Raw genomic sequence first — 12,967 nt, forward strand, 5'->3', positions numbered from 1 at the left:
TTCGACAAGCACTAAGTCCCAACGGCTTCCCTCACCCCATCCCTTGTGGGACAAGGATGGGAAGAGAAGAAGAGTGAGGGCTGACTTAAGATGTTTGATTTCGATTTCATTGCGCTTGTCGTCGCCATCGTCGCCTTCTTTTTTGCACGCAACGCACGCAATGAAGTCAGAATCCTGCGGGCGCGGCTGGATGCATTAGAGGCCGTGCCACGCGCGGTCACTGCGCCAGTGGCCGCGGCCGAACCAGCACCGCCGCTCGCACCAGTGCAGCCAGCCACCAGCAATGTGCCGCCGCCTCCGCCCAGCACGGCGCCAGCACCTAAACCATCGATCCCTGCTGCTGCATCGACGCCGCGTGTCGCTGAGACTGTCATGAAGCCGGCAGTAGCGGCACCGGCAACCGAACGCCCGAGCTTCGAAGAGCGCATCGGCACGCGCTGGGTGGTGTGGGTCGGCGGCCTGACACTGGCCCTCGGTGGCCTCTTCATGGTGCGCTATTCCATCGAGGCCGGATTGCTCGGCCCGGAAGTGCGCGTGCTGCTCGGCGGCCTGTTCGCCTTGGCGCTGCTTGCCGTCGGCGAATTCGCGCGCCGCAAGGAATCGCTGTCATCGATCGCGCCGCTGCCGATCGCCAATATCCCGGCGATCCTCACCGCAGCGGGCACCGCCGTGGCCTTCGCCACGATCTATGCGGCCTATGCGCTCTACGATTTCCTCGTGCCCGGCACCGCTTTCGTGCTGCTCGGCATTGTCGCCATGGGCACCATGGCTGCGGCGCTGCTGCATGGCCCCGCGCTCGCAGGACTCGGCCTCGTCGGCGCTTTCGTCACGCCGATGCTGGTGTCGTCGGGCAAGCCGGATTACTGGGCACTGTATATCTATCTCGCCATCGTCACCGCAGCCGCCTTCGCGCTGGCGCGGATGCGGATGTGGCGCTGGCTGGTGCTGACCACCATCGCCTTCACGACCTTCTGGACGCTGCCCGGCCTCGACAGCGGCCCTGCAATGGTCGCCCCGCATGTGTTCCACGTCATCGCCTGCTTCGGGCTCGCATCGCTGCTGGTCGTCTGCGGCTTCATGTATGGGCCGCCGGCCGAACCCGGCCGCATCGAAGGCATTTCGTCAGCCGCGCTCGGCACCAGCCTGTTCGGCGCCACGCTGATCGTGCTCGCAGGCTCCCATGCGGATCTGGCGATGATCGCTTTTGCCCTGCTGGTCGCCGGCACGCTGTTCGTGGCCTGGTACGCGCAGGCAGCAACCAGCGCCGTGGCCATCGCTGCCATCTTCGTCGCCGTCGTCTTCCTGTCCTGGGCCATCCAGGGCAATCTCGACATGCTGGTGCTGCCCGGCGGTCCGCTGGACGGCATCGGCCTCAGCCCGATCGAAGGCTCGGTGACGCTGCATCTCGTCAGCGCTGCAGTGTTCGCGCTCGGCTTCGGCGTCGTCGGCTTTCTTGCCCAGGGACGCTCGGTCAGCGCGGTCATTCCGGTGATCTGGGCCGCCTGCGCCACCTTCGTGCCGATCGCGCTGTTGATCGCGCTCTATGCGCGCATCGCGCATCTGGATCGTTCGATCCCGTTCGCCATTCTTGCGGTGATCATTGCCGCCGCTTTTGCCGCTGCGACGGAACTGCTCAGCAAGCGCGAGCAGCGGCCCGGCCTCGCGATCTCCACCGCACTGTTCGCCACCGGCACGCTCGGCGCGCTGGCGCTGGCATTGACCTTCGCGCTGGAGAAGGGCTGGCTCACCATCGCGCTTTCGCTGATGGCGCTCGGCACTGCGTGGATCTCCATGCAGCGGCCGATCCCGTTCCTGCGCTGGCTTGCCGCCATTCTGGCCGCCATCGTCTGCGCCCGCATGGCCTGGGAGCCGCGCGTGGTCGGCAATCTCGTCGGCACCACGCCGATCTTCAACTGGCTGCTGTGGGGCTATGGCGTGCCGGCCGCCTCGTTCTGGGGCGCCAGCCTGCTGATGCGCCGCCGTGGCGACGACGCGCCGCTGCGCATGGTGGAATCCGCAGCCATCCTGTTCACGGTGCTGCTGCTGTTTCTGCAGATCCGCCACTACGTCAATGGCGGCGACGTCTATCGCGTCTCGTCCGATCTCGTCGAAATCGCGCTGCAGGTCTGCACAACGCTCGCCATGGCCATCGGCCTCGAGCGGCTACGGGTGCGCAGCGGCAGCATCGTCCACAATGTCGGTGCGGTGCTGCTCACGCTCTATGCCGGTCTCGCCTCGCTAGGCGGCCTGCTGTTCATCGCGAATCCGAACATCTGGCGGGTCGATGTCGGCGGCGCCGTCTTCAACCTGCTGCTGCTCGGTTATGCGCTGCCCGCGATCCTCGCGCTGCTGCTGTCCTATGCAGTCGCGGGTCGTCGCAAGCCGGCTTATGCCAATACGATTGCTGCGGGCGCGCTACTGCTCGCGCTGACCTATGTGACGCTCGAAATCCGCCGCATCTATCACGGGCCGATCTTCTACAATGCGCGGGTGCTCGACGCCGAGCAATATACGCTGTCGATCGCATGGCTCGTCTTCGGCGTCGCGCTACTCGCTGCCGGGCTGATCTTCTCATCACAACGGGCGCGGCTGGCTTCGGCGGTGGTGATCGGCCTCACGGTGCTGAAAGCCTTTCTGATCGACATGTCGTCGCTGACCGGCGTCTGGCGTGCACTCTCCTTCATGTGCCTCGGCCTCGTGCTGGTGGCGATCGGCTATCTGTATCAGCGCATCCTGTTCTCCCGAAAGAAAGCCAACGAGGTTCGTTCCGAGATTGCCGGAACTTAATTCGACATCACAAATTTGTTGGGGCGTGATGTTAATGCTGCAATGCGACAATTGAGCATCCATCTGTTCTATCGATCGACGCCGCGGCCGCTATCCTCGCCGCGGTGTCCCCCATCAAATCTGGAGCCTACCGATGTCGAAGACCGTTGCCGATGACCTCGTCCATGTCCTCGAACAGATCGGCGTGCAGCAGATTTTTGGCCTGATCGCCGACTCGCTCAATCCGCTGGCGGATTCGGTGCGTCGCTCGAAGATCGAATGGGTCGGCGTGCGCCACGAGGAAGGCGCGGCATTGGCCGCAGCGGGCCAGGCGAAGCTCACCGGCAAGCTCGGCGTTTGCGCGGGCTCGACAGGACCGGGCAGCACGCATCTCGTCGCCGGGCTCTATGAAGCCGCCCGTGACCATGCCCCGGTGCTGGCGCTGTCCGGCGACATGGCGCGGGCCATGAAGGGCTCGGACTTTTTCCAGACCACCGAGCCGGACCTGCTGTTTCGCGACGTCTCGCTCTATACGCAGACTGTCACCACCGCCGCGCAAGCGCCGCGGGTGTTTCACGAAGCGATTGCCGCCGCCTATGCCGGCCCCGGCGTCGCGCATCTGACGCTGCCGATGGACGTGCTGTCGCTGAAATCCGACGTGCCGACCTCGAGCATCGCGACGCTGATGCCGCGCGGCGAGATCCTGCCGAACGAGGCCGCCATCGACGAGGCCGTGCGACGCATCGACGAGGCAAAAAGCGTCGTGATCATGTGCGGCCATGGCGCCCTTGGCACCGCGGATCTGCTGCGCGCACTGTCCGACAAACTGAACGCGCCGCTGGTGCATTCGGTGCGCGGCAAGGAAATCATGGCGTTTGACGATCCGCGCTGGATGGGCGGCCTCGGCATGATCGGCACCAAGCCGGTCTATGACGCCGTCCATGACTGCGATCTGCTGGTGATGGTCGGCACCGACTATCCCTATTCCAACTTTCTCCCGACCAAGGGCCATGTGATCCAGATCGACGAGCGCGCGCAGGCGCTGGGACGCCGCACCCCGACGGCGCTTGGCGTGATCGGCTCGGCACGGCCGTCTTTGGCGATCCTGCTCGGCCGCGTTCAGGCCAAGACCGACAGCAAGTTCTTCGAAAAGACCGTGCATGCGCGCAAGAAGTGGGACGAGATGCTGGACAAGCAGGCCGATCCCGCCCGCAGCAAAAACAAGATCCATCCGCAAGCCGTCGCACGCGTCACCAGCGATCTCGCGCGCTCGGATGCGATCTTCGTGCTCGACACCGGCCTCAACACGCTGTGGTCGGCGAACTGGATCCGCCAGAACGGTACCCAGCGCATCACCGGCTCGTTCAACAATGCGGCGGTCGGCACCGCCGTCGGGCAGGGCAACGGCATCCAGATTCTGGATCGATCCAAGCAGGTGATCGTGCTCACCGGCGACGGCGGCTTCAACATGCTGATGGGCGAGTTCATGACCGCCGTGCAACACAAGCTGCCGCTCAAGGTCATCGTCTACAACAACTCAGCGCTTGGTCTGATCACGCTGGAAGCCGAGAGCGTCGGCCTGGCACCTTTCCGCGAGGCGATCGAATTCCCGAATCCGGATTTTGCAGCACTGGCGCGTGCCTGCGGCGGCCAGGGTTTTACGGCGAAACAGCCGGGTGAACTCAAGAAGGCCATCGCCGATGCGCTGGCCTGCGAGGGCCCGGCCATCGTCGATTGCGTGGTCGCTGCCGATGAGATTCCTAACCTGCCGCATGTCGATGCCAACATGATCGGGAATTACGCGCTGGCGAAGATCAAGGAAGCCGTGATGTCGGTGACGGGTTGATCCTTTGCGCCTCTCCTGCCACCGGGAGAGGCGCGTGAACTGTATCGAGAAAATACACTTTCTCATGCCTGCTCATTTTCTCGCCCAGAACTATTCCAGCCTGCACAAAGCCAAAGCAATCATGCGCGCATGGCGGGCGAGTGCTGCGAGAAACTCTGCGATTGCCGGCCGGTGCGTGATGTTTCGGGGTGGCACACTGTTTGCGTAACAACGGTATCCAACGGGGATGCCGTCATGCCGCCGAAGCAAGTGCAACTGAGCGTCGCCAATGTCAGCAAGTCATTTGCTGGCAAGAATGGCGACGTCACCGTGCTGGACGATCTGTCGTTCAGCATCAATGAAAGCGATTTCGTCAGCATCATCGGGCCATCCGGCTGCGGCAAGACCACGATCTTCAACATCATCGCCGGATTGCTGGAGCCTGACAGCGGCACCATCACCTATCGGGGCCAGGAGATCGAGAGCCTGCGCGGCCGCGTCGGCTATATGATGCAGAAGGATCTGCTGTTTCCATGGCGCACGGTGCTTGGCAATGTGCTGCTCGGGCTCGAGACCCGTGGCGTCGATGCCAAGGAAGCCGAGGCCAAGGCGCGCGAATATCTCAAGCAGTTCGGCCTTGCCGGTTTCGAGAACGCCTATCCCAAAACACTGTCCGGCGGCATGCGCCAGCGCGTGGCGCTGATCCGCACGCTGATCATGGATCCGGACATCCTGCTCCTGGACGAGCCGTTCTCGGCGCTGGATTACCAGACGCGCCTGTATCTGGAAGGCGTGCTGAAGGACGCCGTGCAGACCTACAAGAAGACGGTCATTCTCGTCACCCATGACATCGATGAAGCGGTGGCGCTGTCCAAGCGCGTGGTCGTGCTGTCCGGTCGCCCGGCACGGGTGAAGGTCGTGCACGAGATCGACATCGACGCGACCTCTCCCGTGACCGCGCGCAACGACGCCAACTTCGCGACCTATTTCAAGACGCTTTGCGCCGAGCTCGACATCCAGACCGAGAAAACCGCATGACGATGACGATCCAGACCAGCGCTCCCGTTCGCGCCAAGCGCAAGCCCGTGCGTGCACGCAAGCGCGCGACGTTCGATACGATGCTTGGTCGTGCCTTCCTGCAGATCGCGGCCATCGCCATCTTCTTCGGGATCTGGGAGACCGGCGTCCATGCCGGCTATATCTCGGCTTTCCTGATGGGCTCACCCAGCGGCATCTTTGCCAGCTTCTATCAAAAACTGCTCAGCGGCGAATTGCTGATGGATTCCTGGATCACGCTGTTCGAAGCCATTCTCGGCTTCGTCATCGGCACCATCTTCGGATCGCTGTTTGGCCTTGCGCTCTGGTATTCGGTGTTCGTCGCCAAGCTGGTCGAACCCTTTATCGTGGCCATCAATTCGGTGCCGAAGATCGCGCTGGCTCCGATCGTGGTGCTGTGGTTCGGCACCGGGCTGATCTCCAAGGTGGCGCTCGCTGTCTCGCTTACCGCGCTCGTGGCGCTGATCGCAGCCTATCAGGCTGCCAAGGATGCCGATGTCGATCTGCAGTCGCTGATGATCTCCATGGGCGCCGACAAGCATCAGGTGTTCTTCAAGGCCGTGGTACCATCGACACTGCCGGCGATCATCGCGACCTTCCGCATCAATATCGGCTTCGGCCTGGTCGGCGCCGTGGTCGGTGAGTTCATCTCGTCGCAGCGCGGTCTCGGCCACATGATATTCAACGCTTCCAGCCTCTATGACCTCAACTCGGTCTGGGTCGGCCTGTTCACGCTGATGATCATGGGTTTTGCGCTCTACTACGTCATCGACATCATCGAACGCACCTCGCTGCCCTGGAAGCAGGCGACCACGTCGCATCAGGTTCAAGTCTAGCTCTCTTCCTCATCCTTCGCATCACGGAGACTTTCATGTCGTTGTTTAAGCGTATCGCCTGCGCCACCGCGCTGGCCGGGTTGCTCGCTGCCTCGCCGGCCTCGGCCCAGAACAAGAAGGTCGTGCTGTCGCAGGCCTTCCAGTCGATGCTGTATCTGCCGCTCTATGTCGCCATCAATGAGGGCTTCTTCACCGCGCAGGGCCTCGATCTCACCAAGGAGACCGCGGGGTCGCCGACGGTTGCGCTTTCCGCTGTGATCTCCGGCAGCGCGCAGTTCTCGATCCACGGGCCGGAATGGACCGCGATCGCTGCCTCCAAGGGGGCGCCGGTGGGCATCATCGCCAATGTCGTCAATGGCGCCGCCGTCTGGCTCGCCGCAGCACCCGATTTCGACTTCAAGGACATCAAGAGCCTGAAGGGCCAGAAGGTCGTCACCGGCACGATGCCGACCACCAGCACCTCGCTGTTCCTGAAGCTGCTCAAGGAGAACGGCATGGATGGGAAAACCGACGTGGAGATGATCCCGGTTGCCATCGGCACCGAGCCCGGGCCGTTCCTCGCCAAGCAGGCGCCGGTGGCCGTGATGTATGAGCCCGGCCTCGATCAGGTCGTCGCCAAGGGCATGAAGGTCGTGTTCGGCTTCCCGAAGACCTATGGCGCCTATGCGTTCTCGTCGGTGACGGCGCGCAACGACGTTAACCCCGATCTCGCCCAGCGCGTCACCAACGGGATGGAAATGGCGATGCGCTTCATGGCCAAGAACGAGTCCCGCACCGTCGCCATCGCGCAGAAGGAATTCCCGTCGCTGGAGCCGGCCGTGGTCGAAGCCGCGGTCAAGCGCATGCTGGCCGATGGCGTCTATCCGCCGAGCGTCGATATTTCGGCGCCGTCGCTGAAAGTGTCCATGGACACCCAGATCGCACTCGGTAATCTCGCGGCGCAGCCGGACTACGACAAATTCGTGGTGCGGAAATATATCGAGCCGGCGCTGGCGATGAAGTGATTGGCATCCTGTTGGATTGACGGGCGACATGGTCTCCCTCCCCCAAGCAGCACAGCTGCGCAGTGGGGAGGGTCCGCCGATAGGCGGGGGTGGGGTGCCTCCGCAAACTCCGGAGTTTGTGGAGGCACCCCACCCGTCCGGCCTGCGGCCGTCCACCCTCCCCACGGCGCCGCTGCGCGGCTTGGGGGAGGGACAGAAAGAAAGCTCTGAGGTTTCGACGTGACCAACTCCACCAAGACTGAACCCGGCGTGCTCGAGCTGCTGCGCCTGTTCAAGGGCAACAGCGCGGCCGCCGACCATTACGCATCCGAGCGCCTCGCGCAGGCCAAGGCCGTCGAGCCCGTTCTCAAGGCCTTCGAAGTGCTGCCCACCGACACTGCGCGAAAGCCGGGGCCGCTGTCGGGCATCCCCGTCGCCATCAAGGACATCATCGCGACGACCGACATGCCGACCAGCAATGGCTCGCCGATCTATCGCGACCATGTGCCGGCTGCCGACGCCTGGGTGGTCGAGCGGTTGCGCAATCTCGGCGCCACCATTTTCGGCAAGACCGTCTCCACCGAATTCGCCTGGCGCCAGCCGGGCCCGACCACCAATCCCTGGAACAGCAAGCATACGCCCGGCGGATCGTCCTCGGGCTCGGCAGCGGCCGTTGCTGCGGGCCTCGTCCCGCTCGCGCTCGGCACCCAGACGCTGGGATCGATCATCCGCCCCGCGGCCTTCAATGGCGTGGTGGGCTTCAAGCCAAGCTTTGGCGCCATTCCGCGCAGCGGCGCGCATCCGCTCAGCCATTCGCTCGATCATATCGGTTTCTTCGCGCGCCAGGTCGATGACGTCGCCTACGCGCTGTCGCTGCTGGCCGGCACCAGCGACAGCGATCTGCATGGGCAGCCCGTGCCCGCCTTCGAGGTATCCGTTACGCATGGCATCCAGCCACTGCCGGCGCCGCGTCTCGCCGTGGTGCATTTCGCCAAATTCGCCAAGGCCGAAAGCGAACAGCAGCAACTGTTCGGCGCATCGATCACCCGCCTGCGATCCGGCGGTGCTGTCATCGACGACCTGGAGATGACCGAGCTCGATCACCTCAACTGGGACGTCATCAACACCATCCTTGCCAGCGAAGCGGCGGTGATTTTCGGCGATCTGGTCGAGCGTCATCCGGAAAAAACGAGCGAGCATCTCAAGCTGCTGGTGAAGACCGGCAATGGCATCAGCGCCGCGGACTATCTCAAGGCCAAAGCGCAGCAAAAGTCCCTGCGCGACGCGTTCACGGCGCAGATGGCGCCCTATGACGCCGTCCTGACACTCCCCGCCACCGGCGAGGCACCCGAGGGGCTCGACTTCACCGGCGACGCTGCCTTCTGCGCACCATGGACGCTGATGGGCGTGCCGGCCGTGGCCCTGCCGGCCGGTTTCGGAAAGACCGGACTGCCGCTCGGCCTGCAGGTCGTCGGGCCGTATCGGCATGACGTCCGCACGCTGCGTGTGGCGAAATGGATCGAAACCACGCTGGGATTCCAGCCCGGCCTGCCGAAACTCGTCGCCTGATTTCCCAAAACTGCGGCGCAATAGGTCTTGCGCATTCTCCCTGATCGTCAATCATGACGCTGGCGGTTCCATCTCGCGGGACCGCCAGACAAGCATCCGCGCACAGACTGCGGAGCCAGACAAGATCGGGAGCCCATGAACGTCCAGGGAAACATCGCCACGAATCCGTCCGTGGCCCAACCGACCGAACATTTCGACGTCATCGTGGTCGGCGCCGGCATTTCCGGTATCGGTGCCGCCTATCATCTCACCCAGCAAAGCCCGAACAAGCGCTTCGCCATCCTCGAAATGAAGGATGGTTTTGGCGGCACCTGGCACACCCATCGCTATCCCGGCATCCGCTCCGACAGCGATCTCCACACCTTTGGCTATCGCTTCAAGCCATGGACCTCGGCGCCGATCGCAACGGCCGCCGAGATCAAGGCCTATATGGGCGCGGTGATCACCGAGAACGGCATCGACCAGCACATCCGCTATCACCACAAGATTCTCAGCGCCAACTGGTCGAATCACGACAAGCTCTGGACTCTGACCGTGACGCGCACCGACACCGATGAGACCCTATCCTTCACCACGCGCTTCCTGTGGATGTGCCAGGGCTACTACAATCACGCCAAGGGATTTACGCCGGACTGGCCCGGGCTCGATTCCTTCAAAGGCACGGTGGTGCATCCGCAGACCTGGCCTGACGATCTCGACCTGTCCGGCAAGCGCGTCACCGTCATCGGCTCCGGCGCGACCGCCGCCACGGTGGTGCCTGCCATCGCCGATCAATGCGCGGGCGTCACCATGCTGCAGCGCTCGCCGACCTTCTTCATCACCGGGCGCAATGCCAATGTGCTCGCAGAGACGCTGCGTGAACTCGATATCGACGAGACATGGGTCCACGAGATCGTCCGTCGCAAAGTGCTGTTCGATCAGGCTGCCTTCACTAAGCGCGCACAGAATGAGCCCGACACCGTGCGCGATGAACTGCTGAAAGGCGTCCGCGCCCATCTCGGCGACGACTATGACATCGCCACCCATTTCACGCCGCGCTACCGGCCATGGCGCCAGCGCATCGCTTTCATCCCCGATGCCGACCTGTTCAAAAGCGTGCGCGCCGGCAAGGCCACGGTGGTGACCGACGAGATCGCGCATTTTGACGAGACAGGCATCGCGCTGAAATCAGGTGACCGGATCGATGCCGATGTCGTCGTCACCGCCACCGGCTTCGATCTCAACGTGCTCGGCGACATCGCCTTCTCCATCGATGATGAGCCGCTGAATTTCGCCGACACGGTGACCTATCGCGGCATGATGTTCACGGGCGTGCCGAACATGGTGTGGATTTTCGGCTATTTCCGCGCCAGCTGGACGCTGCGCGTGGATATCGTCGCGGATTTCGTCTGTCGTCTGCTGCGGCATATGGACGAGAAGGGTGTCGATATGGTCGCGCCGGCCTTGCGGCCCGAGGACAGCGACATGTCCTTGCTGCCATGGATCGACGAGCAGGACTTCAACCCCGGCTACATCATGCGCGGGCTGCATCTGCTGCCCAGGCGCGGCGACAAGCCGGAATGGCAGCACGACCAGAATTACTGGAGCGATCGCGAGGTATTTCCGGCGATCGATCTCGACGATCCCGTGTTCAAATATAACTAGCGGCCGTTGCCTTCTCCCCGCTTGCGGGGGGAAGGTGGCGCGGACGAAGTCCGCGACGGATGAGGGGGCTCTCCACGCACTCGGAGCAAGTGGAGAGCCCCCTCACCCGACTTCCACGCGCTTTGCGCGTTGCAGTCGACCTCTCCCCGCAAGCGGGGAGAGGTTAAAAAAAGAAACTACTTCTTCACCGCGCCATCGGGATGGGTCGGATCGACCCACAGTACCGTCTCCGGCTTCTCCACCGGCTCGATGTCGATATTGACAGCCACCGCCTCGCCGTCGCTGCGCACCAGCACGCATTCCAGCACTTCATCGCGGCTGGCATTGATTTCCTGATGCGGCACATAAGGCGGCACGAAGATGAAATCGCCCGGGCCGGCCTCGGCGGTGAACTGAAGCTGCTCGCCCCAGCGCATCCGGGCCTTGCCCTTGACCACATAGATCACGCTTTCGAGATGGCCGTGATGATGCGCGCCGGTCTTGGCGTCCGGCTGGATCGAGACCGTGCCGGCCCACAGTTTCTGCGCGCCGACGCGGGCGAAGTTGATCGCTGCGGCGCGGTCCATACCCTTGGTCGAAGGCACATTGGTGTCGAGATTATCGGCCGGAATGACGCGCACGCCGTCATGCTTCCAGCGATCGGTGTCATGGCTGTGATCGTAAGAGTGATCGTGCGGATGGGTGTGATCGTGACCGTGACCGGACATGGCAGTGCCTTCTTCAGATCCGTGACAGCGAGCGACACGGCATGTGCGGCATCACGATCGCGGAATTCCAGGAACATTCAATCAAGCTGGCAATTGACCTTGCGAAGCTCAACCGGGGCGGCGTCATTCGAGAATAATTCTCGGAACAAAACCGCCTCACGTCAGACAGGAGTATCTCATGGGTGCCACCGCAGACAAGATCAAGGGTAACGCCAACGAAGCCATCGGCAAGGCCAAGCAGGGCATTGGCGAGGCTGTCGGCTCCGAGAAGCTGCAGGGCGAAGGCCTGATCCAGGAAGGCAAGGGTCACGCGCAGAAGGCGGTCGGCGATGCCAAGCAGGCCGCCAAGGACGCCGCCGACAAGGCGTCGGATTTCGCGAACCGAAAGCTCTAAGCCTTCATTTCGCAGACGTGGTCTGACTCCCACGCCTGTCGCAGGTGACGCTGCACGGAAGCCGGTCCTTCGGGAGCCGGCTTTTGTGCGTCTGAAGACTGGCATACCAGCGCGCGGAAGGGTTTCGCCACCGCCTGCGCTTTGCTACATCCCCGGCATGTACAAGGTTGCTGCCCTTTACCAATTCGCTGCCCTGCCTGACTTTCGTCAATTGCAGGCGCCGCTCCGCGCGCTCTGCGACCAGCTGGGCATCAAGGGCAGCCTGTTGCTGGCCGATGAAGGCATCAACGGCACCATCGCCGGCAAGGATGCCGAGATCGATGCGCTGGTGCGAGAGCTGGAAAGCGGCGTGCTGTTCGGCGGCCGGTTGAACAATCTCGAACTGAAATATTCCCGCGCCAGCATGATGCCTTTCCTGCACATGAAGGTGCGGCTGAAGAAGGAAATCGTCACACTCGGCGATCCCCTCACCGATCCCAACAGACTGGTGGGCACCTATGTGAACGCCGCCGACTGGAACGCGCTGATCGCTGCCGAGGACACGCTGGTGCTCGACACCCGCAATGCGTTCGAAGTGGCGATGGGAACATTCGACGGCGCAATCGATCCGCAGATTGCCAGCTTCGGCCAGTTCAAGGATTTCGTCGCCAAAACGCTCGATCCGGCCAAGCACAAGAAGATCGCCATGTTCTGCACCGGCGGCATCCGCTGCGAGAAGGCGAGCTCCTACATGCTGGCCCATGGATTTTCCGAGGTCTATCACCTCAAGGGCGGCATCCTGCAATATCTCGAGGACATTCCCGAAAGCGACAGCCTGTGGCGCGGCGAATGTTTCGTGTTCGACCAGCGTGTTGCGCTCGGCCATGGGCTGGTGGAGAGCCAGTCGATCCGGCCGGACCTGCCGATCAATTCGGAAGATTTCGCCCTGACGCGTGAGGCTGAAGATGAGTGAGATCGAAGGCCTGCGCGAGCGGATCGAGACGATGGAGGTCCGCATCGCCTATCAGGACGACACGATCGAGACGCTGAATGCGACCATCACCGCGCAATGGAAGCAGATCGACATGCTGACGCGGCAGATGGCAGCACTGGGCGAGCGACTGACCGAAGCCGAAACGGCGGCGGGCACACCCGGGAATGAACGGCCGCCGCATTATTGACAGTCGTCCCCGCGCAGGCGGGGACCC

The 12,967-nt window shown here is 63.0% G+C and carries 11 protein-coding genes; 10 read left to right on the top strand and 1 reads right to left on the bottom strand.

The annotated features are described in order from the left end of the window. The first annotated feature begins 90 nt into the window (after nucleotides 1-90). The 7 genes from AC1RQ5_RS26430 (at nucleotide 91) to AC1RQ5_RS26460 (ending at nucleotide 10,679) form a co-directional block, all read left to right on the top strand. Nucleotides 91-2,787: a DUF2339 domain-containing protein gene (locus AC1RQ5_RS26430; RefSeq protein WP_493202934.1), complete on the top strand. Its 2,697-nt coding sequence runs from the start codon at nucleotides 91-93 to the stop codon at nucleotides 2,785-2,787. A 133-nt stretch (nucleotides 2,788-2,920) separates the two neighbouring features. Continuing rightward, nucleotides 2,921-4,612 (top strand): thiamine pyrophosphate-dependent enzyme, encoded by a 1,692-nt coding sequence (locus AC1RQ5_RS26435; protein ID WP_493202936.1) that lies wholly within the window; start codon nucleotides 2,921-2,923, stop codon nucleotides 4,610-4,612. 234 nt (nucleotides 4,613-4,846) lie between these two features. Continuing rightward, nucleotides 4,847-5,629: an ABC transporter ATP-binding protein gene (locus AC1RQ5_RS26440; RefSeq protein WP_493202938.1), complete on the top strand. Its 783-nt coding sequence runs from the start codon at nucleotides 4,847-4,849 to the stop codon at nucleotides 5,627-5,629. Next, nucleotides 5,626-6,483, top strand: a complete 858-nt coding sequence (locus AC1RQ5_RS26445) for an ABC transporter permease (protein WP_493202939.1) — start codon at nucleotides 5,626-5,628, stop codon at nucleotides 6,481-6,483. The genes AC1RQ5_RS26440 and AC1RQ5_RS26445 overlap by 4 nt, the downstream gene beginning before the upstream one ends. A gap of 35 nt (nucleotides 6,484-6,518) precedes the next feature. Next, nucleotides 6,519-7,487, top strand: a complete 969-nt coding sequence (locus tag AC1RQ5_RS26450) for an ABC transporter substrate-binding protein (RefSeq protein ID WP_493202941.1) — start codon at nucleotides 6,519-6,521, stop codon at nucleotides 7,485-7,487. Between the two features lie 219 nt (nucleotides 7,488-7,706). Next, entirely contained in the window at nucleotides 7,707-9,035 is a 1,329-nt protein-coding gene (locus tag AC1RQ5_RS26455) for an amidase (protein WP_493202942.1), read from the top strand. A 135-nt stretch (nucleotides 9,036-9,170) separates the two neighbouring features. Then, nucleotides 9,171-10,679: a flavin-containing monooxygenase gene (locus AC1RQ5_RS26460; protein WP_493202943.1), complete on the top strand. Its 1,509-nt coding sequence runs from the start codon at nucleotides 9,171-9,173 to the stop codon at nucleotides 10,677-10,679. 176 nt (nucleotides 10,680-10,855) lie between these two features. On the opposite strand, the gene AC1RQ5_RS26465 is transcribed toward AC1RQ5_RS26460, so the two are convergent. Beyond that, entirely contained in the window at nucleotides 10,856-11,386 is a 531-nt protein-coding gene (locus tag AC1RQ5_RS26465) for a cupin domain-containing protein (protein WP_493202945.1), read from the bottom strand. Nucleotides 11,387-11,564: 178 nt separating this feature from the next. On the opposite strand from AC1RQ5_RS26465, the gene AC1RQ5_RS26470 reads away from it, so the two are divergent. The 3 genes from AC1RQ5_RS26470 to AC1RQ5_RS26480 all read left to right on the top strand — a co-directional run bounded on the left by AC1RQ5_RS26470 (nucleotide 11,565) and on the right by AC1RQ5_RS26480 (nucleotide 12,940). After that, a complete protein-coding gene (locus AC1RQ5_RS26470) occupies nucleotides 11,565-11,780 on the top strand; it encodes a CsbD family protein (protein WP_398480692.1) in 216 nt (71 codons plus the stop codon). Between the two features lie 157 nt (nucleotides 11,781-11,937). After that, nucleotides 11,938-12,732, top strand: a complete 795-nt coding sequence (gene trhO, locus AC1RQ5_RS26475) for an oxygen-dependent tRNA uridine(34) hydroxylase TrhO (protein ID WP_493202947.1) — start codon at nucleotides 11,938-11,940, stop codon at nucleotides 12,730-12,732. Then, on the top strand, nucleotides 12,725-12,940 hold the full coding sequence (locus tag AC1RQ5_RS26480; RefSeq protein ID WP_398480688.1) for a SlyX family protein: 216 nt from the start codon (nucleotides 12,725-12,727) through the stop codon (nucleotides 12,938-12,940). The genes trhO and AC1RQ5_RS26480 overlap by 8 nt, the downstream gene beginning before the upstream one ends. Nucleotides 12,941-12,967 lie beyond the last annotated feature (27 nt).

The organism is Tardiphaga sp. GW821-FHT12E02 (genome assembly GCF_058807155.1).